Origin of the sequence: Nostoc sp. ChiSLP03a, from assembly GCF_034531215.2 — a bacterium.
Classification (GTDB): Bacteria; Cyanobacteriota; Cyanobacteriia; order Cyanobacteriales; family Nostocaceae; genus Nostoc.
In genome coordinates, this window is record NZ_JAVRBQ020000108.1 from 1 (window position 1) to 25557 (window position 25557).

Here is a 25557-nt window from a genome sequence, read left to right on the forward strand (position 1 = left end):
TCATACTCCAGACCAATTAACCGCTTTGTTCTTTTAGGATTCTCTTCAATATGATTCAGTATGTCGCTCATGTTTCTGTGTCAAAAAAGCTATTTAATGTTCTTTTACCACAGAATGTTACTATTTTGGAGATGTCTAATATATTTGTAAAAAAAATTCCAACCAATTTGAGTAATTTCTCGATATTTCCAGTTATTAGCTGTTTTTCTTGGTAATTGCTTTAATATTGATGAGGAATATTGCAATGTTGATGATGAATATTGCAATGTTGATGACGAGTATTGCAATATTTATGAAGAACGTTGCAATGTTGATGAGGAACATTGCAATGTTGATGCAAATACAACCGACAAAATCTAGAAGTACAAAGTGCAAAACTCAGATACAACGTTTGCAGCCAGTACAAGGGACTTCCAAATAAAAAAGTAATCAATCGTTTTGGTAAGCTGTTCTTGAGCATGGGAGGCAGGGGGCAGGGGGCAGGGGGTTTGGGAACTAGAATCAAAGTCCCCCAATTTATCGGGGGATTGAGGGGGATATAAGTTCGTTTTTAGCGTTCTTGTTCAAGATGCTTAATAAATTCCTTTAGTAATTGATAGCAATTGTTCGTAATCCGTTGGTGTATCAATATCTATATCCCCTAATGGAAACGGAATAGAAAACACTTCATTAAGGTGATGATTAATAACTTTTTTCGCTCCTGAAGTTTCTTTTAAAGCGACAAGTTCTGAAAAAAATGTCTGACTGAAGAGAGCAGGTACACCTAATGTATCTCCATATTCACAAGCAATAATCGGTTTTTTTGTCGAATAATATGTATCAACAAGTTGATTGATAATTTGGGTAGAAACAAATGGCTGGTCGCAAAGTGTAATAACTACTGCTTCTATTTTTTGCGGAAGATTGTTTAACAATTCAATACCACTCTTGATTGAGGTACTCATTCCACAAGCCCAATTGGAGTTTTTAACTACTTTAACGGGAAGTTGTTTAATTTGGGGATGAATCTGTTCTGCATTGGCTCCAAGTACTACTACCACAGGTTGACAAACTGAAGCGATCGCAATGTCTGTAATATATTGTAAAAAACTACGCCCTTGGTAAAGTAATAGTTGTTTTGGTGTACCCATCCTAGTAGATGCACCAGCAGCAAGAATCATAACGGCTATGGTTGATTTCTCGTTGTCTGTAGCAGTCATAAAAACTATGGGGTAAGTAGCAAGTTTGAGTTGCTTTCATCGTATTGGTGAATCGGTTGATTGCGATTTTTTAAAAAATTACCATTGCGGTTTGTTAGCACTGCTTGAATTTCTGCAATAATCGCGATCGCTATTCCTTCAGGTGTATCTGCTCCGATATCAATCCCAATCGGGCCATGCAATCTGGTTAATTGTTCAGTAGTATAAACTATTCCTTGCGAACCTAAATCTGCAAGCAATCTTTCAGTACGTGCTTTTGGGCCTAAAACCCCTATGTAGCGTGCGGGAGATGGCAGCAATGTTTTCAAAATTTCCAGGTCATCAAGATAATTATGCGTCATCACTACGGCAACTGTCTTGGCATCTATAAATACCTGTTTTTGGACAATTTCTCGCTGAGTCAGAATCACGTCACAAGCTATCGGAAATCGCGCTTTAGTTGCCTCATTAGCCCGACAATCGACTACAGTAACGTCCCAACCTAATGCTTGAGCAAACTGTGCTACGGGTACAGCATCATAACCTGCACCAAATATTACCAAAGGTGTGGGTGGTTGGATAACTTCAATAAAAACTTCTGCACTGCCTAAAGGTAACTGATAGTTTTTTACACTAGACTTTTGATTCGTAAAAGCTGCTTGAGTATCTACTTGCAAAGATTGAATTAAATTTGGATCTTTGATGTCAGCAATAATTTTACCATCAGGATACAGCAGTAAACGCGACCCAAGTTTCACATCTACGTCGCCTTCAAAGGCAAAGACTGTAGCAATAATACCCAAATGTTTTCGCTCGAAGCACTCCTGCATAAAAGCGATCGCATTTGGTGAACTTTCTTTTTCCAGACGTTCTATCAGAACTTGCACTGTCCCATTGCATCCCAAACCAAAGCCCCAAAGAATATCTTCCGAGGCGGTGTTATCGTAAGTAACAACAATTGATTCGCCGTCCGACATTCGTTGTTGAGTATGCTCAAATACATCATTTTCCAAGCAACCAGCGCTGATTGTTCCGATCGTCCGACCTGTATCTGTCATCAACATTTTGGCACCTGGTCGGCGATAGGTTGAACCTTGAGTTTTGACTACAGTAGCAAGAAAAGTAATTTCACCATTTTTTTGACTTGACTGGAAGCCTTCTAAAATTGCTTGTAATTCGTTCATTTGTTTCTGTTTCTAGCAGTTTATGAAGTTGAGTAGGTAGTCTCAATGCAAACAATGCGATCGCTGTGCCATTGTGCATCGCTGCTAGCGTCAAACACTCCTTAAATTTGCTGCCTTTTAGCGATTACAGTATATAGATTAGATTGAGGTGCGTTGTTTACCGCCGCAGGCATCGCGGTGTTGTGCTATCCAAGATAAACGAAAACACCACTGAAATCATGCCCCACAGGATAGTTGTCAACTTTAGTCATTTATCTATCACAAGAATTAGCACGGAATAGTAATTTTCCCTAAATTACAGTTTTGGCAGAGGACTTTAAACTTATTCCAAAAGTTTTAATTTGAGATTCTTTATTTTTATAAGAAGTCTATTCTGTTTAGTTAAAATATCTATCTACAGCTTCAGGAGCTTGGCAGTACTCACAACGATGGTTGGCACGCCCAGCGATCGCAGTATAGTACGGATTCATGAATTCTCTGGCTGCATCAACGCAGCAGTACGGGCTGTCGCCGCTCTCAATTCAGCCTCAACCAAGTCATCCAGCTGTGCCTGTTGTTCTGGTAGCAATTCTTGTCCCCGATCCCGTGCCGATCGCCATAATCTCATCAACTCTGATAACCGTTCTTGTTGCTGGGCACTAAAGAATGTGTTAGGACAAAAGCTTTGAATGACTAGTAGCGCACTAAACTCAGTCTCACCCAACTGGGCAGTTAACGCATCTAAAGCTTGCCCCGCAGTTTTGCCAACCGAATGTTTATCTCCTGCAATCGCACGATAGGATTTCTCACCACTAGCGTCTCTTGTTGGTAAAATTGCTACAGTAGTCATACTTCTAGCCTCAAGTGCTGCCTCAAATTATAGTTTTCCACCACACTTTAGCTGATATCAAATAAATTGCGATCGCGCATAGACGCTGATTTTTATCGCAGTATGTAGCGGGTATTATCTTCTTTTTTGTTCTCCATATTTAAAAATACGGGGTTTATACCTTTTGGGGAAAAGTTTTTTCTTTTTCCTTTATCCGCAAATCCATTCCCCTCTTCTTCTTGGTAAATAGGATAAACATTAAGCTTTGGTTAAAAAATATAATTTTAATTGTAGAGCGTGACACTTTCTACCTTAAGATATGAATCGAATTTCATATGAATTGCTATTTATTTGCGAGAGCAGCAGTTGTTAATCTTCGCTGAACACGAGAGCGTTCGCTGCAACCTAACTTCAAAAACAAGAAAAACCTATTCCTTTAAAGGCAATGAAAAATAGCAGCGAGAAGCAAGTTGACTGCGTAGAAAAGCTGAAGGTACTGGCAGATGAAACTCGTCTAGCAGTATTAGAACTCTTAATCGACAGTCCCAAACACGTGGGAGAGATGAATGAAATTTTGGGCTTGGAACAAAGCCTACTATCCCATCATTTACAAGTTCTGCGTCGCTCCCAGTTGGTTGTGCGATCGCGTAATGGAAAAGCAGTTCTCTACCGTCTGGCTCCAGAAGTGGAAATAACTACAGGCAAAGCTTTGAACCTTGGCTGTTGTGTCCTCTGTTTTAATTAAAAACCCTAATTCGGGTTGAAAAGTAACTAATGAAAAATTCTCAAATTTTACCTCTGGCGATTGGGTTGGCTACCTGCATTTGGTTACAAGGCTGTTCATCAGCGAATCGAGATGCAAATAATCCAAATCAGCTTCAGGGAAAACTAGTACTTACAGGCTCCAGTACCATTGCACCGTTGGCGGCTGAAATTGGCAAGCGTTTTGAATCTCAGCATCCAGGTGCGCGAGTTGATGTGCAATCAGGGGGATCTTCGCGTGGGGTTTCTGATGCTCGTCAAGGTGTCGCTAATGTTGGCATGGTTTCCCGTGCATTGAAGCCAGAAGAAAACGATTTAAAAGCATTTTCTATCGCTCGTGATGGAGTGACGGTAATTCTTTACAAAGACAATCCAGTAAAATCGCTCAATGACAAGCAAGTTGTAGATATTTACACAGGGAAGGTAACGAACTGGAAACAAGTGGGAGGTAAAGATGCAACGATTACAGTTGTTAACAAAGCCGAAGGACGTTCCACTTTAGAATTATTTACCCATTATTTCAAACTGAAAAATACAGACATCAAAGCCCAAGTAGTAATTGGTGACAATCAGCAGGGAATTAAGACAGTAGCAGGAAACCCGAATGCAATTGGTTATGTATCGATCGGGTCAGCAGAAAATAGTGCAGCTAATGGAGTAGCTATTAAGCTGCTACCTGTAAATGGGATAGCTGCAACAACAGCTAACGTCCAGAATGGGACTTTTCCGATTTCTCGTCCACTTAATTTAGTAACCAAAACCCAACCTCAAGGATTGACAAAAGCATTTCTTGATTTCGCGCAATCACAACAGGTAAATGACATTGTTCAAAAGCAAAACTTTGTCGTCGTCTCCAAATGACTTTTGGTTAATTTGGATACTGCGTTTTCTAGGGGTAATAGCAGGGGCGATCGCACTTTTAATTATCGTCTTTCTGATTCTGGAGTCTCTACCAGTCCTCAATCATGTCGGAATAACACGTTTTTTTACAGACTCTTCCTGGAACCCAACCGCCGGGTTATACAATCTTTTCCCGATGTTATTGGGTACATTTTTGGCAATGGTTGGCTCAGTAGCGATCGCTACACCTGTAGGAATTCTATCTGCGGTTTTTTGTCAATTCTACGCCCCACCCACAATGGCTCGGTTATACCGTCGCTTAATTGAACTCTTAGCAGGAATTCCTTCTGTAGTCTACGGTTTTTGGGGATTAGTGGTGCTGGTTCCGATAATTGGTAGGATACATCCACCGGGGCCAAGTTTACTCGCGGGTATTGCCATTCTCACAGTGATGATTTTGCCAACAATAGCGCTTGTAGCCGATGCTAGTTTAGCGAAAGTCCCAACTTCCTATCTTCAAGGAGCAGCAGCTTTAGGATTATCCCGTTGGGCAACTATCTCTAGAATCGTGCTTCCTGCTGCCAAATCTGGATTATTCACAGGCTTAATTTTAGAAACAGGTCGAGCAATTGGCGAAACAATGGCTATTTTGATGGTGTGTGGCAATGTAGTCCAAATGCCAAAAAGTATATTTGACCCCATCCGCACGCTGACGGCTAATATTGCTTTGGAAATGGCTTATGCCACAGCAGACCACCGTTCGGCGTTGTTTGTTAGCGGTTTAGTTTTGATGGGAATGATTGTGCTGTTAGTTGCGGTTGCGGAAGTCATCAGTCAAGGAAAAATATATGGGTGAACCTGTTGTAAGTCCTAAAGATTGGTTGCCAACAATCATTGTTTGGACAACTGCTGCCCTAGTTACTGGTATCTTTCTTTGGATACTCAGTGATATTCTTTGGCATGGTATAGGACACTTGACGTGGCAATTCCTAACAACTGAACCAGAAAATGCTGGCAGAGAAGGGGGAATTTCCAGCATTCTGGTTTCCACTTTTCTGATTATGGCAGTGTGTATGGCGGTTTCTATCCCTATTGGTGTTGGTACAGCCGTTTTACTGGCAGAATTCACCCCCGTGGATAGTTGGTTTGGTGGGTTGGTGCGGCGTAGTTTAGATGTACTGGCAGGAGTTCCTTCTATAGTCTTTGGGTTGTTTGGCAACGTCTTCTTTTGTCAAGTTTTGGGGCTGGGATTTTCTATTTTGTCGGGAGGATTGACCTTGGGGTGTATGGTGTTACCAATCTTGATTCGCTCTACAGAAGAAGGATTTCGCGCTGTTCCCAATGAGTATAGATTGGGAGCCGCAGCCCTTGGTTTTTCCCGCACGACAACGCTATTTCAACTGTTGTTACCTGCTGCTGTCCCTGGTTTGGTAGTGGGATTAGTGCTGGGTATTGGTCGAGCGATCGCCGAGACTGCGGCTTTAATTTTTACTAGTGGTTACGTAGATAGAATGCCAGAATCACTGCTGGATTCCGGGCGTGCCCTCTCGATTCATATTTTTGATTTATCAATGAACGTCTCTGGGGGGGATGCCAATGCTTACGCCTCAGCATTAGTCTTGCTGGTATCACTGCTGGTGATTAATGGTACAGCAGCATGGATTGCAGATCGTTGGTTGCACAGGAGAATTTTTTCTGGATGAAATCGGCAAATATCGCTACTGGAATTGTTGCACCGTTGATTGAAACGGAAAACTTAACTCTGCAATACGGTCAAAAAACTGCATTTGCTAATGTCAATTTGAGTGTGAATCTGGGGGAAATTTTGGCGTTGGTGGGGCCTTCTGGTTGTGGAAAAACTAGCTTTTTGAGTTGCTTAAATCGGTTGACAGATATGATTCCCCAGTGTCGAGTCCAAGGGCGGATTCGTATAGGTAGTTTAGACGTGCTAAATGCCAAAACGAATGCGAACGCGCTGCGGCGGCAAGTTGGGATGATTTTCCAAAAGCCCAATCCTTTCCCTTTATCAATTTGGAAAAATCTGGAATTACCTCTGCGAGAACATGGTATCCGTAAAGAACAAATCGATGCGATCGTCGAGACAAGCCTGAAAGATGTTGGACTTTGGGATGAAGTCAAAGACCGATTGCAAACCTCTGCTTTAGCACTTTCTGGCGGACAGCAGCAAAGGTTGTGCATAGCTAGAGCCTTGGCTTTGCAACCAGAAATCCTGTTATTCGATGAACCTTGTAGCGCCCTCGATCCAATTGCCAGTGGAATAGTTGAAGACTTAATTACTAGTTTGCGTCAGCGTTATACCTTGCTGATTGTCACGCATAACCTAGCGCAAGCCAAGCGTATCGCTGATCGAGTTGCTCTATTCTGGGTACAGTCAGGTGTTGGACAATTGATTGAGTCAGGTTCAGTGCAGCAAATTTTTGAGTACCCCCAACATCCCTTGACAGCAGCTTATGTCACAGGTGCAAGGGGTTGATTTAAAAAATATAGAAATAGAGAATTTTATGTTATCATTCGTGCCGCAGGAAATGAAAGACCCTGCTCCTTACCATCTATTGACAAGCATTGTTGCTCCTCGCCCAATTGCCTGGGTATCTACAATTAGTGCCTCTGGAATTGCCAATCTTGCCCCGTATTCCTTTTTCAATGCAGTAGCAGGTTTTCCACCAACTATTATGTTCTCAGTCGCATATCGTAGACATGAGCCAAAAGAAAAAGACACGTTACGCAATATTCATGAAGTTGATGAATTTGTGTGTCATGTGGTGGATGAAACATTGTCTCAGGCAATGGCTCAAACCGGAACAGAATTTCCCTATGGAGTTAACGAGTTTGAAAAAGCAAACTTAAAAGCTATTCCTGCTACAGATGTCCGACCATTGCGGATTGAAAGCTCACCAGTGGCAATGGAGTGTAAAGTTACACAAATAGTTGCAGTGGAAGGAACCAATAATGTGATGGTATTAGGTCGAGTGTTAAGATTTCATGTGCGTGAAGACTTATACCGCCAAGATTTGGGGTTAGTTGATACTGTAAGGATGCAGCCGATTACGCGCTTAGGTGGCCCAGTTGAGTATACAAAGATTGGGAAACTATTTGAGATGACGACTCCAAAGGTATAAGCTGATGTTAATTAACAGGAGTTGCACGTAGGTTTTTTGTAACTTGTAAAATTCACCCTTGACTTATATTCATTATCCATTAGATATTGTTTTGGATAACGAATGAAATATCATCGATATAAACACTGAAAAGCCCTGATCATCGAGTGAACTCAGTTTCATCTTTATTTAGTATCTTGCGGTTGATAACATGTTACCATCACATTACTATACAGCAGTTGACTATTAAACACATCAAGCAAGATTATGGCACTAATTATAGGGACTGATGGAGACGACATTTTAGTTGGAACTGATGGAAATGACACATTTATCGGCAGTGCAGGTAATGATACCATTACTGGCAAAAAAGGTAACGATATCATTGATTACAGTGGCTTAGAACAACCGATAATAGTCCAGCCAGTGGTTATCAAAAAGGGTGCAGTTGGGAATGACACCTTTAAAGATTTCTTTGAAACTGCGATCGGTGCTACAGGACAGATTAACATTATTGATGCGACTTCTGACAGCACAAATGTATCAATAATAGCTGACTTATCTAAAGAAAGACTAGAAATCAGAGTTGTAGGTTCGCCGCCAATAGTAGTCAATGTGAAGAATTTTGTAAATATAATTGGTACAAATCAAAATGACGTAATTACTGGTGATGCTAAGGATAATGAATTATCTGGCAGTGGCGGCAATGACATTATTAAAGGCAGCGCAGGCAACGATACCTTAAATGGTGGAGATGGTACTGATACGGCTGATTACAGTAAATTGGGTCAAAACTCTACCATATTCATTGATGGAACTCTTAAAAAAGGTGGTGGACTAGGTACAGATTTACTTGGTAATTTTGAAAATCTTATTGGTGATGCTAATGCTGTAAATAACACTATAGACGCCTCAATGGCTCCTTCAATACCCTTTTCATTTTTATCCGATCTATCAGTCAACGCCAACCTTGAAACTCAAAGTTTCCTAGTGAATAATCTTCCTGGCGGAAACACAGCTAAGTTCACATTTATAAACTTTGATAATGTCAAAGGTACAAATCAAAGTGACACCATTGTTGGAGATGGGCAAAATAATTTTTTATTTGGTAATGGTGGTGACGATACACTTTCTGGCAAAAGTGGCAATGACATACTCACTGGTGGAAATGGTAACGATACTCTCACTGGTGGAGTAGGTGCAGATAAATTTGTTTTTACCAACGTATTAGAGGGTGTTGACATTATTAAAGACTTTAAGCCTACTGAAGGTGACAAAATTCAGGTTTCTCAAGCAGGTTTTGGCGCTATTTCAATCAGTGACTTTAGTTATGATGCCTTGACTGGTTCTTTGTTCTTCCAAGAATCTAGATTCGCTATTGTTGAAAATAAGCTTATTGGTTTTCAAGCCAATCTAGACATTCAACTTGCTTAAGAATATCCTGTTTTCAGTCTTTTTTAAGCTCGTGCTTCTTGGGATTAGCGAGCATAAATCATGTGAGAAATAACTGGGGGTTCATCGCCTTGATGAAAGGCAAAAACCCTTTCACGAATTTCTCGATCTGCCACCGTAAACCGCTCATATTGACGTAAATGATCTACCCAAGACTCGACGATAAATGTTTCTAAGTAGCGATTTGGCACAGATGTATCGTGAAAGATGCCCCAGCGAATCGCACCATCTCGTAGCCGCACCACGCGCAAAGCATGAATTGCTGTAATGAATTCCTCTGCTCGATCTGGGTCAATACAATATTCAAATGTGACTAAAACTGGCCCTTCTTCTGGTTGCAATTCAATTACTACCAGTGGTTCTGCTCGCCGTAATGCCGGGCCTAAATCAAGTTTTCCTGATAGCAAGCGGTAACGCCGCGCTGTGAACGTTCCCCCTACTAAGCCGATCGCAGCAACAAATAAGGCAGTCCGCATACCCCAATGCTCTGCTGCTACACCCCAAACAATACTACCAATTGCTGAACCTCCTTGAAATACCATCTGATAAGTTCCTAGTGCCCGCGCCTGCACCCAAGCCGGAACCGCAAGCTGCACTGTAATATTCAAGCTGGATGTCATACTTGTCCAGGCAATTCCCCCCGCCAGCAAAGCCAGCAATACCAAAGGTACGTTGTGAATGAATGCCAGAATTAAGGTCGCAACTGCAAACACCAGAGTTCCAGCAATCACAACTCCATCGGCTGTGAGATGTTGACGCACTCGTGGCAGCAAAATCGCACCGAAAATCGCCCCCAATCCAAAGCAGCCGAGTAGTAAACCATACCCACCTGCTCCTTGTCGCAAATCTTGTTGTGCTACCAAAGGCAGCAAGGCTAACAAAGCACTCGTGCAACTAGTTAAAACTGCGGCTCGAATTAACACGGCTTGCAGGGCGGGAGAAAAACGGACATAGCGAATACCAGCTCGCACAGAACCCAATGCTCGCTCTGCGGGCAGGGCGCTTTCATAAAGCGGTTGGCGCTGCCAACGATAGAGGATGTAAATCACCCCGATAAAAGAAAGGGCATCAATCAAAAAGACGACTCCCGCATTTGCCGCCACCAATATAAAACCTGCGATCGCCGGCCCAACTGCTCTGGCAATGTTAAACCCAGCACTATTTAATGCGATCGCAGCCATCAGTTCCGATCGCGGTACTAATTCTGGTACAATTGCTTGCCAAGCTGGGCCATTCATTGCCGCTCCCAAGTTAAGCAAAAACGTCAGCGCCAGCAGCGACCACGGTGTAATCTTACCTGCAAAAATCAATCCACTCAAAATCAGTGCCGCAACCAGCATCCAGACTTGCCAAAACAGCAGTAACCGACGGCGATCGAAAATATCTGCCGTTGCTCCGGCTGGTAATCCTAACAACAGCACTGGCAAAGTTGCGGCTGTTTGCATCAGTGCCACCAACAGAGGAGAGGTGGTGAGAGAAGTCATTAACCAAGCTCCCGCTGTGTCCTCCATCCAACCGCCAATGTTGGAGACAATCGAGGCAATCCAGCGATCGCGAAACAAAGATTTACGGAGCGGACTCCAAGCAGAGGTTGTCATGACTGCGGTATGCACATATTACTTCAGCATTCGCGGAGCGGGGCCACGAGTGGTATCTAATCTTGAGACACGAGGTAAGGTAATCGTTTTGCCTGTTTGTGCCGCTTCGTAAATTAACGCTATCAGTTTTTGGTCTTGCAAACTTTCTTCACCAGGCGTATGGGGTTGTTTATTTTGAATCACACAATCCGCCATGTGATCGATTTCTAAAGCGAACTGATTCTTCTCACCTATCCGCACTTCGCTAATGTTTTCTGCCATGCTGTTGGTTGGGGATTTGCGGGAAATCATCATTCGCAAACCGTTGTAGGAGAACGCCGGATCGAGTTGTCCCCAAGCATCAGAGCCGAAAACGCGAAACCGCCGCCCTTCGTGAAAGCCGTAGCTAGTGGAGCAAATCCCTAATATGCCACTGGGAAACCGCAGCTGGAAGGTGACACTTTCTTCAACTTCTTTGAAGCGCGGATCGCCGGGAGTACTAAAGATTTGGGCGCTAATTGCGATCGGTTCCTCTCCCGTTAAATAGCGAGTTGCATTCAAGCAATAAATTCCCACATCCGGTAAAGAGCCACCTCCAGCTAAGGCGCGTTTCAATCGCCACTGATTTAAGTCACCTCCCTGATTTTGTCCGTTATCTGCCTGAATCACCTTCACAGTTCCCAATTCTTTGCTACGGATCATCGCAATCATGGCGCGATGGTGCGGCTCATATTGGCAGCGATAAGCAATCATCAGCTTGCGATTCGCTTGTTTGCACGCGTCGATCATTTGTTGAGCATCTTCGACTGTGGTTGCCATCGGCTTCTCACACAGAATATGCTTTCCAGCTTTCGCACCCCGCACCGTATATTCCCGGTGCATACTGTTGGGCAGTACAATATAAATCACATCAACGTCTGGATTGTTGCGGAGATTGTCGTAATTCTGATAGTTGTAAACGTTCTGCGGTTTAATACCATACTGCTGGGCAACAAGATTGGCTTTGGCAGCATCACCACTAACTAATGCAGTTGGCTTTGCTAGTTTACATTCTGCAAACGCAGGCATGATTTCTTCTAATGTCAGTCTGCCAAGTCCAACGATCGCAAATCCTAAGCGTCGCTCTGGAGGTAATGCAGTTGGTGGGCCACCCGTATCAACCTCAGTTTTTTCTGAGATGGGTGGAAACTCAATCTGTGGCGGCAACTCGCCTCCGCGGGGAGTGGTTTGTCCCGTTGGCTGTTGGGCAGTAACCTCTTCGCCCATACTACCAATTGCGGCGGCTGAAACGGCTCCTAATCCAGTTGTAGTTAGAATCTGACGACGAGAAATTTTTCCTTTAAACAATTTAGACATCGTGGTTCCTTAAAATTCTCTTTAATGATGTAATTTTGGGCTTCCAGCAGAAATCATGTATTTGAACCACATCTGTCGTCGGGGCACATCATTGCTCAAACGCTCTCACAGTAAGATTGACTGGTTCCCTGCCTCTAGGCAGGGAACCCATTCTGGGAGGCTCCGCCTCCAGTAGATTGATCAGAGGCAAAGCCTCTAAGAATACATTCCCAGCCTGGAGGCTGGGAACGAGACTACACAAGCTTAGGACTTACGCAAGTGTCACAAAAAAATCGGATTTTTAGTTTGTAGTAAGCGGCTCTAGCCCTTATTTTGAGGACTAAAGTCCTCTCTGCGAGACGCTACGCGTAGCTTGCTTCCCCGGAGGGGTACACTACGAACTGAAAATAATATGCCAGTTGCGTAAGTCCTGAAGCTTTCGAGCTTTTCTTAGTACCATTCGTGTATAACCAATCTGTAACGCTCGTAAAAAGTACTCTTATTTGCCTCTTTACTCCCCCTCCTCCCCCTGCTCCCCCTGCTTCCCCTGCTCTACGGGGTAGTGGTTGGAGTTGGGGTGCTAGTTGGAGTTGGGGTGCTAGTTGAACTTCCAGGATTAACAAGGGAACGAACTTCTTGCAGGTGGTCTTGGAGAATTGGTAAAGTTTGACCCGCAAATGTTTTCACGTCTGCATCTTGTCCTTGTTCAGCTTCAGTTTGGAATAGAGAGACATCTTTTTCATGATCTTGAAGCATCTGATTCAGATATTGGCGATCAAAGTTAGCACCAGAAAGTTTGGATAAACGTTGCTTTATTTGCTGATTTTTGGGGCCAATAGTAGTTGGCAGCGTTACACCTTTTTGAGTCGCCAACTGTTTGAGTTGATTATTTGCTAGGGTATGATCTTGAACCATACGCTGTCCATACTGTTTTACCGCATCGCTAGTTCCACGTTGTGATGCTAGTTGTCCTAGTTGGACTTCTGCTAAACCACCTTGAGCGGCTTCAGTTATGAACTGTCTGTCTGCCGAACTGAGGTTATTTTGCCCTGATGGAGTTGATGAGGTAGTTGGTGAGGTAGTTGGGGATGGACTCTCAGTTCCTTGTACAGGTACAGCAACTGGAGCTTCAGATGTAGTCTGGTCGTGCGGAGTAGTCGGGGTACAACCAGTCGCCAGAGATAAAGCGATCGCTACTATACCAGTAGAAAATATTTTAAAGTGAGACATAATTAGTGTTCTCCTTGGATAAAGCTATATTTTGAAACGTTGAATGAAAAACTAAGAGCGATCGCACAGTTGAGTAAGCTACAAACAAAGCCGATTAATGTGAAGTAGATGCCGCTGGTACTGGGTACTGGGTACTGGGGACTGGGAAAAGTTTTTTAAAATTTGGTGCTGGGTAATGAGCAACTACCATAATTCGATTTGACACCCAATCCCTAATCCCCAGTCCCCAGTCCCTTTTACGATTTCTTGCAGGGATATCATCTGATTGAGTTCTGTTTTGGCGAGGATCAGTTGCAAAAATCCTTCCGAAACTGTAATGCTGCCACTAATCCCGAAGCAGAAGCAGTTTTTAACAAGCTGCGTCTACTGATTTTCATAATTGTCTCCTACAAGCACCAACAGGAATGAGCCGTATAATATCACTGCTATCTGGCACAGAAACTCTAGCTAAGGTGTGCTTTTAAATATATTCCGCAAGATGCATTTGCAATGCAAATCGATGCATTCTTAATGCAAGCCAATGCATTTACAAGGGTAAACAAAAAAAGGTGTGGGAGAATAGTTAGTGGACATTATCCGCTAACTATGCTCAAGGTGCTAGGCATAGTGACTTTGGCACTGCCGTAGACAATAGAGTAAAAGCCTTCTTCGATAAGTATCTACGTAGGCAGCGCGTAGAGGGTTCGATTGCAACGATCAATTGGCGTAAGTTTTAGGAGAACTAAGATGACAAATGACCTAAATTCATACTTACCTGTACCAACTAAACGAAAATTCGCAGCCACTTTCGGTGTAGTAAGACCAATTAGCTTTTGGGTACAGTTAGCATTAGGCACTGTTTCTATCTTGGCTTTGTTACTGGCTATATTTAGCCGTAACGTCATTGCCCAAACAACGACAAATTCGGTTATGGGTTTTGGAGTATTTTTGGGAATTATTGGAATTTTAGTGCTGTGTTTCCGACTCTACTGGATGAATCGCTACAGGCGTTTAAACAAACTTTTACAGTTGCCTAATCGAGAATTACATCCAAGTAAACAGGACGTAATTCAAGTATTACAAATTGGGTTAATTGTCAGTTTTATAGGGCTATTTTTAGCTTTTTTAGCATCTGAAGTGACTGTTATTGCTGTATTAGCGAAAACGCTAGCTCTGCCTCAAACAATAGGAGTCTATAGACCTGAAAATGTCATTCGGTCTCTAGATATTTTTGTGGTTTTGGCCAATGTCAATCTGATTGGCGCTCACTTTGTCGGAGGCGCTACTTCACTTGGGCTGCTTAACTGGTTAGAGCAATAGTCACCAAAGCAAAAAGTCAGTTGCGATGGCGTAACCGGCTGCTAGAAGGGATCGCAAGTTATCAACTTAATTGAGTTTAGAAATTAGCGATCGCCAATCGTATGATTGAGGTTTCATCGTTTCGGCGATGCCTACGGTGGTCACTGAGCTTTGCCGTTGGCGCAGCCTATCGTAAAGAAGTGCTGGCTACGCTTACGCATTCGCAGTATTTGGCGTTGCAGTTTATGAGAGATGCGATCGCTCCCTCTTCTATCTTCCTTTGCGCTCTTTGCGGTTCGATTCTCATGCCCCCTCATATCTAAAGTACAGTAAAGAATAGAGCGTAGGGGTAGCCAGTTTATGTGCTTGACACTACTTTGCGGGGTGCTAAAAAGCCAAGGACAATCGCTACCAAGAACAATGCTGGAACATCACCAAACAGGTGTCCCTGTTCAACAGGGTCAATTACTGCATGTACCGCCATGATCAGCCCGTGGACTGCACTTGATATGACGGTGAACCAGATTAAACTGAGGTGAGCTTCTGGTTGCCTTGAAGCTAACAGCAAAAAAACACCAAGCGTCGCATAAACACCAATAATCATCTGTTCGTATTCGTGCTGACCTGGTTGCCATAACCAGCCTGATGCCCAGACCTGAGTTAGCGGATATATAAGTAGAAAAGCTATGCCAACAAGAACCAGAGCGATTTGTAAGTAGCGATCGCGCCCATCCATTGCTTTAACCTCCACTATTTTCTAGTGCAGTTTTTATTAAACAAAACTGTATAATTTTTTGATTATATTCCCACTAGTGACACTTCAGCTTTAGAGTGTTAGAAATTTTAATGCTGCTTGTGGTTTTTAGTGGAATGGCACTAAGTTCAAGGGGCGACAATCGCCTATGACTGGTTCCCAGCCTCCAGGCTGGGAATCCATCCTGGGAGGCTCCGCCTCCAGTGGCTTGACTAGAGGCAGAGCCTCTGGGCAATACATTCCCAGTCTTCAGACTGGGAACGAGGCGAAACGAGGCTACATAAGCCTTTGGGCTTTTCTTAGTGCCATTCGGTTTTTAGTGTCGTCTTACGGTTTTGTAATTGCATCGGTCTGTTATGCCAATACATCGGTCTGTTATGCCAATACATCGGTCTGTTATGCCAATACATCGGTCTGTTATGCCAATACATCGGTCTGTTATGTTAATACATCGGTCTGTTATGTTAATACATCGGTCTGTTATGCCAATACATCGACCTGTTATCCTAAACTATCCTTTCTAAGCTTGCCCGATCGAAAAATTTCATCTTACTGATAGCTTTTTTTGTTGTAATGGGTACATTAAATGTACAAATTACTAAGTATGCATATATGCCTCCCCAAAATACAACAAACCGTTTGCGTCCTCTACTGATTAGTCAAGATATTGACTCATTCCACGGTTTACAAACCGTCAACACTTACAACACAACTCGTGCTGATGCCTCATCTGCTAATTTACAGGAAGCTTATCAGGCAATGTTGATTTCTCAACAAACCGAAACTGAGAAACTAGCTTTATACCGTGCGGCAGCTGATGCTGCTCGATTAGCAGAGTGGGAATTTCATAATGCCGTATTAGCGATGAAAGAAGTTGTACGCGGGCAATATGGCTCAGATAGCGATCAAGCTCAAGCTGTGGGATTGAAGAAAAAATCAGACCGCAAACGTCCTTCGCGGAAAAAGACAGTTGCGATGGCGTAACTGCCTGCTCGAAGCGAGCGCAAGTTAATCAACTTGATTGAGTTTGAAAATTAGCAATGCCTACGGCTGGCTACGCCTACGCATTTGCAGTATTCGGCGTTGCAGTTGATGTAGAGATGCGATCGGCAGCAATTAATCTCTTATTTCATATCTTGCATTTGCTGATTGCTCGATCGCTCCAACTCCAAATCTTCCCAAGAAACTGGATCTTCTACAGGTTCTAAATGAGTTGTAACGTGGGTTGAAGGTAGCACTCGAACAATGGCAAGCTCAATTGCCTCGCATAAATCATGGCCTTGTTGCACTGTCCAAGATCCAGGTACAAGAACATGAAAGGAAACAAAGCGACGGATTCCAGCAGTACGGGTTCGCAAGGCATGAAACTGAATGTCTCGGTCTTTGTACTCGTCAAAGATGCTCTTAATTGCGTCAATTTCTTTTTTAGGCAAAGCTGCATCCAGTAAGGCGCTACTAGTTTCTTGCAGCAAACGAAATCCTGTCCAAGTAATATTTGCTGCTACTATCAGGGCGACAATTGGATCGAGTACGAGAGTGCCTGTTACTTTGACGAGAAAGATTCCAACTACTACACCAGCCGAAGTTAATACATCGGTAAACAGGTGATGAGCATCAGCTCTGAGTGTAAAATGGAACGCAACCGTTGCCCTGCTCGTAACAAGATAAAGGCAACAACGCCGTTGATTGCGGTTGCAAAAAGAGAGAGCGCCAACCCTAATCCCAGCTGTGTTAATGGTTCTGGATGCAGCAAGCGTCCCCAAGCTTCAACAGCAATGCTAATGGCTGCCACTATAATCAACGCACCTTCTGCACCACTGGAGAAGTATTCGGCTTTAGAATGTCCAAAAGCGTGTTCGGCATCGGCTGGTTTATCAGCATAGGTCAATGCCCATAGAGCAACCAATGCTGCCACGAGATTTACAATTGATTCAATAGCATCTGAGAGCAAACCTACTGACCCGGTTAGCAGGTAAGCGCCAAACTTTAAGGCAATAGTAATGATTGCTGCTGCAATCGATAAGAAAGCGTAGGATTGGGCTGTTCGACTACTCATCTCGGTCGCGGACGTAATTACAGTGATTCCGAGCTAAGAGTACCAAATTTTACTTGAGCAGTCATCAGTCCTGAGTCTTCTACTGATTAGACTTCTTGGCATTTGTCGGGAAAAGGGGAAGGGTAAAAGGGTAAAAAAACTCAAAATCCTTTCCCTTTAACCTTTACCCTTTCCCCTAAGAGTGCAAAAATATATTTTTGCAAGAGGTCTATTGGTATTTCAAGACGCGATAAATCGCGTCTCTACAAGTGTATTGACACAGGGTATCATTGCTGCGTATGAACTTCTTGCTCATATTATGTTGCGATCGCCATATCTACAGCAGTTTGTCTAAAGTAATTGGCAAATCGCGGATGCGCTTACCTGTGGCATGATAGACAGCATTAGCGATCGCTGCCGCAGCTCCGGTAATCCCAATTTCACCAATTCCTTTGACACCAAGCGGGTTGATATGTGGATCTTGTTCATCGACAAACAACACCTCAATATCAGGAATGTCTGCATTCACTGGTACGTGATACTCAGCTAAATCATGGTTGACAACGCGTCCTCGGTTCGGGTCTGTTAGCGTGTGTTCCATTAACGCCATGCCGATGCCATAAATAATCCCACCGATCATCTGACTGTTGGCTGTTTTAGCGTTGAGAATGCGTCCCACGCCAAAAGTTCCTACCCAGCGGGTTACTCGCACTTCGCCCAAATCAGGTTCAACGCGCACTTCGGCAAACTGCGCTCCAAATGAGTGCATTGAGAACTTCTTTTGTTCCTCTCCGGGCTTGGCATCTGCACGCGCTTCGATCGTTTTCTTTCTATGTCGTGCCAAGATTGCCTGATATGTTTCGCTTGCAGACGATTTATTTTTTAAGAAAAAGCTGCCATCTCGCGCAATCACATCCTCAGCCTTTGAACTATAAAGGGGCGATTTTGGATCGGCAAGTGCTAGTTGCAAAAGCTGACTGCGTGCTTGATTTCCCGCTAAATGTACGGCTGAACTGACACTGGCAGCAGTTTGGGAACCACCAGAAATAGGGGTTTGTGGCATCTTCGTATCCCCTAGTTCAAACCGAACTTTCTCAACTGGTAAACCGAGTGCATCAGCTGCAACTTGAGTCATGACAGTATAAGTTCCCGTACCAATATCTTGCGAACCACTTCGCACCACGGCTGTACCATCTGCCATAATTTGAGCGATCGCTGATGCTGGGGAACGGTTAGTAGGATAAGTAGCTGTCGCCATCCCCCAACCAATTAAATAATTACCGTCGCGCATTGAACGGGGCTTGGGATTGCGCTTTTGCCAGCCAAACTTTTCTGCTCCCAATTTGTAACACTCTCTCAGTGACTTGCTCGACCAAGGGAGTTTTTTACTAGGATCGACTTCAGCATAGTTACGCAGACGCAGTTCCACCGGATCGATGTTGAGCGCATAAGCTAGTTCGTCCATTGCCGATTCTAAAGCAAACGACCCAGATGCTTCACCTGGGGCCCGCATATAAGTTGGTGTTCCTTGATCGAGCTGAACCAGATGATGGCTAGTTTCGATATTCGGGCTAGCGTAAAGCATCCGGGCGCTTTTACCAACAGGTTCGATAAATTCATCGAAAGTTGAAGTCTGGGAAGTGCCGGCGTGTCGCAGAGCAGTCAATTTGCCATCGCGGGTTGCGCCGAGAGAAACCTGTTGAATTGTCTCCGGTCGAAAGCCCACAGGCCCATACATCTGTATGCGTCCCAGAACTAATTTTACTGGGCGCTTAACTTGCTTTGCGGCGATCGCCGCTAGCGGCACGTGCGACCAAGCCGACCCTTTGCAACCGAAGCCACCGCCCACATAGTAAGACATAATGCGGACTTTCTCAGGCTCAATTCCTAATACCTCCGCAACTTTTTTTTGAGTCGAAAAAATTCCCTGAGTTGCGTCATACAGCAGCAGTTCATCGCCTTGCCAAACTGCTGTTGTGGCATGAGGCTCCATTGGATTGTGATTTTCCACTGGGGTGGTATAGGTTTGCTCGACGCGGACAGCCGCCGCCGCTAGTCCCTGGCTGACATTGCCATGCGCTAAATCGGGCGGCTCATCTCTAGGGATTTTACCTTTAGGTAAGTATGCCTTTGTGAGATTCTCCCGCATATTAATGGTTGGTTTCTCTTCCTCATAGCGAACTTGTACGAGGGAAGCAGCATACATCGCTCGTTCAAAGGTATCGGCAACGACGACACCAATATGCTGACCGCTATACAGCACAATGTTATCTTGCAGGACTTGCACCTTATGACCGCCGCCCTTTTCTCCAGACGCTTTGGGCGCGTTCAGGTGGGTAATTACTGCTAATACACCCGGTACTTGTTCCGCCGCCTTGGTATCGATTTGGGCAATTTTACCTTTGGCGATCGCACTTTGAATTGTCACGCCATAAGTCATTTTTGCTACCGGAAACTCAGCCGCGTAACGTGCGCCACCAGTTACCTTCAGGTAGCCATCAACTCGATTGAGCGGTTTGCCGACAACTATATTTTTATCTCCTGTATTCATGCCATCCCTCCCACTGTTGTCAGCGCCTTAACAATTGTGCGTTTAGTCAGTTCGACTTTAAAACCGTTGTATTTTTGAGGTTTAGCGCCGGCGATCGCAGCGTCCGCGGCTGCTTGAAATGTTGCCTGGTTTACAGGCTTGTTCAAAAGTATTTTTTCTACTTCCAAGGCATGCCAAGGCTTTGTGCCCACGCCACCAAGGGCAATCCGTGCCGCGCGAATGATACCATTTTGAATATCTAATGCAGCTGCAACCGATGTCATCGCAAAGGCATAGGAGGCGCGATCGCGGACTTTTAAATAGTGCGATCGCCTTGCGAAGTTTAAAGCAGGTAAATCAACCGCAACGATTAACTCTCCGTGTTCTAGAACCGTTTCTCTTTCTGGAGTTTCGCCAGGTAGAAGATGAAAATCTACCAGTGGAATACTGCGCTCTCCCCTCGGCCCGCGGGTTTGCACAACGGCATCGAGTGCGATCATTGCCACCGCCATATCAGAAGGATGAGTGGCAATACAGCGATCGCTACCGCCAAGAATCGCGTGAATCCGGTTGTAGCCCTCAATTGCCGCACAACCTGAACCGGGAACGCGCTTGTTACACGGCATCGAAGTATCGCGGAAGTAGTAACATCGGGTACGTTGCAGCAAATTTCCGCCCACTGTTGCCATGTTTCGCAGTTGCGGTGATGCCCCAGACAGCAACGCCTCTGATAGCACAGGATAACGCTCTTGAATCAGCGGATTATAAGCAACATCGCTATTGCTTGCCGTTGCTCCAATCCGCACACCGTTACCCTGTACTTCTATCTTGCTCAGTGGCAGTGGGTTAATGTCAACCAACTCTCTTGGGTTCTGGACATTCAGCTTCATCAAATCGATGAGGCTAGTACCACCAGCTAGATACGAGGCTTGAGCATCTGGAGTAACCAAAGCCACAGCATTTTCTGCTTGTCCTGCTTTCTTATAGCTAAACGGCTGCATCTTTTTTTCCCTCTAAGACATCGCGGACAGCAGCCACGATATTTGGATAAGCACCGCAACGGCAGATATTGCCGCTCATTAGTTCGCGAATGTCGGCATCCGATTTAGCGTGTCCCTCGTTCACCAAACCCACCGCCGAACAAATCTGTCCTGGCGTGCAGTAGCCGCACTGAAACGCATCGCGGGCAACAAACGCGGCTTGCATCGGGTGCAGATTATTTCCTTGTTCCAACCCTTCAATAGTTGTAATTTTTGCGTCGGTGTGCATAATTGCAAATGTCAGGCAGGAATTAATTCGTTGCCCATCAACCAGCACCGTGCAAGCACCACACTGACCATGATCGCAACCTTTTTTAGTACCAATTAATCCTATGTATTCCCGAAGTGCATCAAGTAAGGTAACACGCGGTTCAATTTGCAAACTATGAGGTGTTCCATTCACTTGTAGCGTCACCTTCACAGTTTCAGAAGTGGAAGTTGCCAGCATTGGGGTAGTTTTTTTTACTTGAGTTTCTGCTACAGCTTTCTCTACAAAATTAGCGATCGTCGCCGCTACTGTGCTGAAGACCATTAATTGACCCAGCTTGCGGCGTCTTAAGACAAACCTCATTTGTTCGCTCCATTCTGTTTTGTTAAAAATATTGAGTAATTATCTCTACTGAAATTATTGATAGAAAACCAGACTTGCCAAAAAGCATTTTCTCTAAAAAGACATTGTTAATAGAATACAATTTCGTCTTGTGATGTCTCTCTATCAGAAGATTTATGCCATAAGAGGTTGTTTGAAAAGTCATAGTTGATGTATTAAATATTTTTTACCCCACCTAACCCTCCCCGTATGTATCTACGGTGTATACACAAGTCGGAAAAAGCTCGATTTCCCATTGTTCTCTCGCTTCTCGTCTTCTCGTTCCCAGGCGTAGGTTGGGTTTCACTTCGTTCAACCCAACCTACAATTCTAAAACCTTTATTTTTCAATACTTTTATCAATTTAGGCGTAGGTCATCCGTGAGAGGTTAAGATAAAGTGCATTTTGTCAACCAGTTAAAATACTCAAAATAGTTTTATTGAAAATGATAATCGTGTGGGGAAGAGGGATGATCTGCGATCGCCTACATCCATTCCGTTTCTAAATTACCTAAAACGTGAGATTGATTCGTACGTGTATCCCATAGTAAAACGGTGTGGCTATCACTGGCACTAATCAAGGTATGATAATTTTGGGTAAATATAACTGACCTCACCCAGTCTGTATATCCGCGCCAGGTTTTCAGGCATTCTCCTGTACTTACATCCCAAAGTTTAATTGTGAGATCGTGACTGGAGCTGGCTAAATAATAATTTATATAACTGGGTATAATTTTTAGGTAAATGAGTGTAGATTATGATAGATCCCACGATAGTTTCCAAAGAATTTAATAAGTTAATAAATTCTACAGAAGATGAATATTTTAATATATTAAATGAAGTTCTTCCTTTTATTATTTCTAGTCTTCCATGTGGAGAAAAAGCATTAAAAATATGTGAATCTTTATCTAGATTCCAAAACGCAGAAATTAAGGCATTTCTTTTGGAAACTGGTAATCAAGATATTAGAACAGCTATCAAAATTATTACTGATGACTTGAATGAAAAAAACTTTGAATATGAATTAATACAAGCTTTGACACTTTTGAAAAGAGGCAGGGATACTTTTTTATCTCTTATAGATAAAGAATACTCAAGCTGGGGATTATTCAGAATGATTCCAAAAATTCGAGATAATTATACTAGAGCTTTTATCGCAAGTAATTTTATTGCCTTTTGCTATAGACTGCTAAATGATGACACAAAATCGAATAAGGCTTTTGATGAATCTCAACTATATTTTTACTATCGCCTTTATCATTATTCAGAACGAGCAACAGAAAAAATAAAAGGAGATACAATAAAACCCGCAGAATTTGTGATTGAGGGCAAACCGATTATTGTTAATGTTGGTGCAAGTTTAAGAGAAAGAGAACAAGCTGAAGAAGCCGTTGTATCATATTATATGATGATACAAGCGGAAGAAGAAAACTTTATCAAAATGTCTAAAGCCATATTTGGAAAAAATTTAGCTAAAAAACTTGGTAATAACCCTTTCAAAACAGAAACAGAAAGAAAGGGTGGCAAAACTCTCGGAGGAGTATATGGCAAACTTTATACACTTTGGGAACCTCCCATAACTAATAAGGGCTTGCTGAAAAAATAAAATTTAGTCCACGGGCTAATTAGGTGGATGCCTAAGCCAGGAAGTCACCCTCTGAATTAGGCATCCACGAACCTATCCCACTAATAAAATCCGATTAATCCAAATATGAATTGTACCTAGAGAAAGAAAAGCGTTAAAGCCCTGCGAAAACCACTCTCCATCCTCATCCGTGAGAGGTATTTTGTCAACCCGTTAAAATACTCAAAATAATTGAAATAAGAATGGGTTGAGGAACGAAACCCAACATCCGAAAATCAAGGTAAATGTTGGGTTTCACTTCGTTCAACCCAACCTACAATTATTTTTCTTTCCCCAAAATGATAAAACAGGATTAGTTATGATTCCCCCCCAGTCATTGCACCCCACCCTCCCCTTATAAAGGCTACGGTGTACACACAAGTCTTTTAAAGTTGCTATGTAACGTAGGGTGGGTTAATTTTTGTAGGTCAATGCAATAAAGGTGCAGGTCGAGAGACTTATGTGTACACCGTAGCCTTATAAAGGGGAGGGAACCATTCAGCCAAACACTTTTAAAACAACCTCTAAGCTGCAAAGCACAGTAAAAAGGAGAACAAGAATATTGTTCTCCTACGAATGCTTTATATTCCATGTCATTGAAAGCGGCTATAGGTTTTTAGCGAGCGATCGCAAATCAGTTTTCGTCTCGCCCGTGAACTTGAGCAGGTGGACTAGTTGCTTCAACAGCAGTAAATGATTCTAAAATTTTATAGGTGTGACTAGCTCCTTTTGCTACTACCCAAGAACTCCCAGGTTCTAGTAAAATCGTTTGCCCTTCAAGATGCAATTCTGCACGACCAGTAATTACATAACCAACAGTTTCATATTCCCGTGCTGTTGGCTCTTTAGGTTCGTTCGGTTCCTCATTTTCCCATAGGCGCATGGAAATGGTTTTGCCAGATGCAAGATATTTCTGACCAAGTTGGCCTTTAGGAGAATTGCTAGAGTCTACTTTGATAACGGTTGTATCAGACATATTTTTTGCCTCTTTTACTTTTAAACTTTGATTGTTTTGCCAGTGCGAGCTGCTTGGTAAATTAGTTGCATCAGCCTGACATCTTGCAAGCCTTCCTCACCGGGAGTTTTGGGCTGTTTATTCGCCATGATGGACTCGGACAAATGATCCATCTCTAGGGCGAATTGGTTCTTTTCCTGAATATTCTGTTCTTCACTACTGTTTTTGCGTTTGATTGTCAAGCGATGTTGGTAGTAGTCGGTAGCTGGATCTAACTCTAAGACTGCATCTGAACCAAAAACTTGGATACGCTTGGTATCTGCATAGCCGTAGCTAGAGGTACAATTAGCAAGCACACCACTAGGAAAACGCAAAACGAAGTTGACATTTTCCTCGACTTCCCGAAAGCGGGGGTCGCCAGGGGTGCTGTACATCATGGCGCTAATTTCTTGTGGTTCCTCGCCTGTGATATACCGCGCCGCTTGCAAGCTATAAATCCCAATGTCATAAAGGGAACCGCCGCCAGCTAGTTTTTTTTGTGCCCGCCAACGATCTGCTGGGTCTTTGGGGTCGAGGTTGCGTCCGTGGTCGGAGGTTATAGCTTTTAGTTTACCAAGTTTGCCACTTTGTGCCAGTTCGATCGCAGCGAGGTTGTAAGGTTCATATTGAGCGCGGTAAGCAATCATCAATTTGCGATCGCCTTTTTTGGCAGCATCAATCATTGCTTGGCATTCCTCGACAGTAATAGCCATTGGCTTTTCGCACATGATATGCTTACCAGCTTGGGCACCACGAATACTGTATTCGGCGTGTAACCCATTAGGTAAAATGATATAAATAACATCAACCTCCGGGTTATTGCGGATGGTATCGTAGTTCTGGTAATTGTAGATATTTTTCGAGTTAACCCCGTATTGCTGGGCTATGCCTTCAGCTTTGGCGCGATCGCCACTGACTAACGCTACCAGCTTTGAACGCTTACATTCACCAAACGACGGAATAATCTGTTGCGTAGCAAATTTTCCCAAGCCAACAATAGCCCATCCTAACTTTTTTTCAGGAGGCATAGATGGTTCTTTGCTTGGTGCTGGCCCAGCTTGGGCTAAGGTACGATTAGGTTTAAAAATAGTACCTGCTACCCCAAAAGTACTGAGTGTAATTAACCCAAAACCTGCTTTGTGTAATATATTACGACGCGTAAATTCTGATTTTAGTAAATCAAACATGGAAGGTTAGGTGTTAAGTGTTGGGGCACTGGGCATTGGGAA

At 43.5% G+C, this 25557-nt stretch carries 26 protein-coding genes; 10 read left to right on the plus strand and 16 right to left on the minus strand.

Annotated elements, in window-relative coordinates; genetic code table 11:
• Positions 1 to 572: 572 nt before the first annotated feature.
• The 3 genes from RMY32_RS17990 to RMY32_RS18000 all read right to left on the minus strand — a co-directional run bounded on the left by RMY32_RS17990 (position 573) and on the right by RMY32_RS18000 (position 3191).
• Positions 573 to 1199 carry a nucleotidyltransferase family protein gene (locus tag RMY32_RS17990; protein ID WP_322712854.1) on the minus strand — a complete coding sequence of 209 codons (627 nt, stop codon included), beginning with the start codon at positions 1197 to 1199 and terminating at the stop codon, positions 573 to 575.
• A 5-nt stretch (positions 1200 to 1204) separates the two neighbouring features.
• Positions 1205 to 2362, minus strand: coding sequence for an XdhC family protein (locus RMY32_RS17995; protein WP_322712856.1), 1158 nt, complete (start codon positions 2360 to 2362; stop codon positions 1205 to 1207).
• 466 nt (positions 2363 to 2828) lie between these two features.
• The gene (locus RMY32_RS18000) at positions 2829 to 3191 is read right to left on the minus strand and encodes a hypothetical protein (protein WP_322712858.1); all 363 of its coding nucleotides are present in this window, start codon (positions 3189 to 3191) and stop codon (positions 2829 to 2831) included.
• 424 nt (positions 3192 to 3615) lie between these two features.
• Here RMY32_RS18000 and RMY32_RS18005 point away from each other — a divergent pair, with 424 nt between their 5' ends.
• The 7 genes from RMY32_RS18005 (at position 3616) to RMY32_RS18035 (ending at position 9325) form a co-directional block, all read left to right on the plus strand.
• Positions 3616 to 3915, plus strand: coding sequence for a metalloregulator ArsR/SmtB family transcription factor (locus RMY32_RS18005; RefSeq protein WP_322712859.1), 300 nt, complete (start codon positions 3616 to 3618; stop codon positions 3913 to 3915).
• Between the two features lie 29 nt (positions 3916 to 3944).
• Complete coding sequence (locus RMY32_RS18010) at positions 3945 to 4793, plus strand: phosphate ABC transporter substrate-binding protein (protein WP_322712860.1); 849 nt, start codon at positions 3945 to 3947, stop codon at positions 4791 to 4793.
• Complete coding sequence (gene pstC, locus RMY32_RS18015; protein WP_322712862.1) at positions 4750 to 5628, plus strand: phosphate ABC transporter permease subunit PstC; 879 nt, start codon at positions 4750 to 4752, stop codon at positions 5626 to 5628. Before RMY32_RS18010 ends, pstC begins: the two co-directional genes overlap by 44 nt.
• Positions 5621 to 6475 (plus strand): phosphate ABC transporter permease PstA, encoded by an 855-nt coding sequence (gene pstA, locus RMY32_RS18020; protein ID WP_322712863.1) that lies wholly within the window; start codon positions 5621 to 5623, stop codon positions 6473 to 6475. The genes pstC and pstA overlap by 8 nt, the downstream gene beginning before the upstream one ends.
• Positions 6472 to 7266 (plus strand): phosphate ABC transporter ATP-binding protein, encoded by a 795-nt coding sequence (locus RMY32_RS18025; protein WP_322712865.1) that lies wholly within the window; start codon positions 6472 to 6474, stop codon positions 7264 to 7266. The genes pstA and RMY32_RS18025 overlap by 4 nt, the downstream gene beginning before the upstream one ends.
• 28 nt (positions 7267 to 7294) lie before the next feature.
• Positions 7295 to 7912 carry a flavin reductase family protein gene (locus tag RMY32_RS18030; protein ID WP_322712867.1) on the plus strand — a complete coding sequence of 206 codons (618 nt, stop codon included), beginning with the start codon at positions 7295 to 7297 and terminating at the stop codon, positions 7910 to 7912.
• Positions 7913 to 8158: 246 nt separating this feature from the next.
• The gene (locus RMY32_RS18035) at positions 8159 to 9325 is read left to right on the plus strand and encodes a calcium-binding protein (RefSeq protein ID WP_322712868.1); all 1167 of its coding nucleotides are present in this window, start codon (positions 8159 to 8161) and stop codon (positions 9323 to 9325) included.
• A gap of 44 nt (positions 9326 to 9369) precedes the next feature.
• On the opposite strand, the gene RMY32_RS18040 is transcribed toward RMY32_RS18035, so the two are convergent.
• The 4 genes from RMY32_RS18040 to RMY32_RS18055 form a co-directional block, all read right to left on the minus strand.
• Positions 9370 to 10941, minus strand: a complete 1572-nt coding sequence (locus tag RMY32_RS18040; protein WP_322712869.1) for an MFS transporter — start codon at positions 10939 to 10941, stop codon at positions 9370 to 9372.
• 18 nt (positions 10942 to 10959) lie between these two features.
• Positions 10960 to 12276 carry a Gfo/Idh/MocA family oxidoreductase gene (locus RMY32_RS18045; protein WP_322712870.1) on the minus strand — a complete coding sequence of 439 codons (1317 nt, stop codon included), beginning with the start codon at positions 12274 to 12276 and terminating at the stop codon, positions 10960 to 10962.
• 531 nt (positions 12277 to 12807) lie between these two features.
• Positions 12808 to 13485: a DUF4142 domain-containing protein gene (locus tag RMY32_RS18050; protein WP_322712872.1), complete on the minus strand. Its 678-nt coding sequence runs from the start codon at positions 13483 to 13485 to the stop codon at positions 12808 to 12810.
• Positions 13486 to 13772: 287 nt separating this feature from the next.
• Positions 13773 to 13862 carry a twin-arginine translocation signal domain-containing protein gene (locus tag RMY32_RS18055; RefSeq protein WP_409883347.1) on the minus strand — a complete coding sequence of 30 codons (90 nt, stop codon included), beginning with the start codon at positions 13860 to 13862 and terminating at the stop codon, positions 13773 to 13775.
• A 349-nt stretch (positions 13863 to 14211) separates the two neighbouring features.
• Between RMY32_RS18055 and RMY32_RS18060 the strand changes: the two genes are divergently transcribed.
• Positions 14212 to 14784 (plus strand): DUF3611 family protein, encoded by a 573-nt coding sequence (locus RMY32_RS18060; protein WP_322712873.1) that lies wholly within the window; start codon positions 14212 to 14214, stop codon positions 14782 to 14784.
• A gap of 337 nt (positions 14785 to 15121) precedes the next feature.
• Here RMY32_RS18060 and RMY32_RS18065 read toward each other — a convergent pair whose 3' ends face one another.
• Complete coding sequence (locus RMY32_RS18065; protein ID WP_322712875.1) at positions 15122 to 15514, minus strand: DUF6632 domain-containing protein; 393 nt, start codon at positions 15512 to 15514, stop codon at positions 15122 to 15124.
• Positions 15515 to 16129: 615 nt separating this feature from the next.
• Between RMY32_RS18065 and RMY32_RS18070 the strand changes: the two genes are divergently transcribed.
• A complete protein-coding gene (locus RMY32_RS18070; RefSeq protein WP_322712916.1) occupies positions 16130 to 16501 on the plus strand; it encodes a hypothetical protein in 372 nt (123 codons plus the stop codon).
• 140 nt (positions 16502 to 16641) lie between these two features.
• On the opposite strand, the gene RMY32_RS18075 is transcribed toward RMY32_RS18070, so the two are convergent.
• From RMY32_RS18075 to RMY32_RS18100, 6 genes are all read right to left on the minus strand, one after another.
• Entirely contained in the window at positions 16642 to 17121 is a 480-nt protein-coding gene (locus tag RMY32_RS18075) for a cation diffusion facilitator family transporter (protein ID WP_322712918.1), read from the minus strand.
• The gene (locus RMY32_RS18080) at positions 17103 to 17573 is read right to left on the minus strand and encodes a cation diffusion facilitator family transporter (protein ID WP_322712877.1); all 471 of its coding nucleotides are present in this window, start codon (positions 17571 to 17573) and stop codon (positions 17103 to 17105) included. Before RMY32_RS18080 ends, RMY32_RS18075 begins: the two co-directional genes overlap by 19 nt.
• A 316-nt stretch (positions 17574 to 17889) precedes the next feature.
• Entirely contained in the window at positions 17890 to 20103 is a 2214-nt protein-coding gene (locus tag RMY32_RS18085; protein WP_322712879.1) for a xanthine dehydrogenase family protein molybdopterin-binding subunit, read from the minus strand.
• Positions 20100 to 21083 (minus strand): xanthine dehydrogenase family protein subunit M, encoded by a 984-nt coding sequence (locus RMY32_RS18090; RefSeq protein ID WP_322712881.1) that lies wholly within the window; start codon positions 21081 to 21083, stop codon positions 20100 to 20102. Before RMY32_RS18090 ends, RMY32_RS18085 begins: the two co-directional genes overlap by 4 nt.
• Positions 21070 to 21693 carry a (2Fe-2S)-binding protein gene (locus RMY32_RS18095; protein WP_322693204.1) on the minus strand — a complete coding sequence of 208 codons (624 nt, stop codon included), beginning with the start codon at positions 21691 to 21693 and terminating at the stop codon, positions 21070 to 21072. Before RMY32_RS18095 ends, RMY32_RS18090 begins: the two co-directional genes overlap by 14 nt.
• A gap of 502 nt (positions 21694 to 22195) precedes the next feature.
• Positions 22196 to 22456: a hypothetical protein gene (locus RMY32_RS18100; protein WP_322712919.1), complete on the minus strand. Its 261-nt coding sequence runs from the start codon at positions 22454 to 22456 to the stop codon at positions 22196 to 22198.
• Positions 22457 to 22467: 11 nt separating this feature from the next.
• Between RMY32_RS18100 and RMY32_RS18105 the strand changes: the two genes are divergently transcribed.
• Positions 22468 to 23316, plus strand: a complete 849-nt coding sequence (locus tag RMY32_RS18105; protein WP_322712882.1) for a hypothetical protein — start codon at positions 22468 to 22470, stop codon at positions 23314 to 23316.
• Between the two features lie 652 nt (positions 23317 to 23968).
• Here RMY32_RS18105 and RMY32_RS18110 read toward each other — a convergent pair.
• Together RMY32_RS18110 and RMY32_RS18115 are read right to left on the minus strand one after the other, a co-directional pair.
• The gene (locus RMY32_RS18110; protein ID WP_322712883.1) at positions 23969 to 24310 is read right to left on the minus strand and encodes a cupin domain-containing protein; all 342 of its coding nucleotides are present in this window, start codon (positions 24308 to 24310) and stop codon (positions 23969 to 23971) included.
• Between the two features lie 20 nt (positions 24311 to 24330).
• Positions 24331 to 25515: a Gfo/Idh/MocA family oxidoreductase gene (locus tag RMY32_RS18115; protein ID WP_322712885.1), complete on the minus strand. Its 1185-nt coding sequence runs from the start codon at positions 25513 to 25515 to the stop codon at positions 24331 to 24333.
• Between the last annotated feature and the right edge of the window lie 42 nt (positions 25516 to 25557).